General features: G+C 54.2%; 1 pseudogene. It reads right to left on the bottom strand.

The annotated features are described in order from the left end of the window. Positions 1 to 182 (bottom strand): annotated as a pseudogene (locus ACT3UM_RS24240) (hypothetical protein); the annotation flags it as partial. Positions 183 to 216: the final 34 nt, after the last annotated feature.

The raw sequence follows: 216 nt of genomic DNA, 5'->3' as shown, positions 1-216 counted from the left end.
TAGCGCTTTTCCTTCAGTTCGAGTAGCAGGCATGACAGCTCCACGTCCAGATTCGCCTCGAACGCACTCAGGCTCTGCCTATCGATTCCGGCCGCACCTTTGTTGCGCTTGACGTGTCTGAAGGCTTCATACAGGCGCTGTTTTGACAGCAACTGCCCGTAAAGACTGTAGTATTTCCTCATGCCTGCTCATCTCTGTGATGACGGCCCCGATCGT

Origin of the sequence: Halomonas sp. AOP13-D3-9, from assembly GCF_052379125.1 — a bacterium.
GTDB lineage: Bacteria > Pseudomonadota > Gammaproteobacteria > Pseudomonadales > Halomonadaceae > Vreelandella.
The sequence above is the reverse complement of the archived record's forward strand: the minus strand, read 5'-3'. Positions and strand labels throughout refer to the sequence as shown.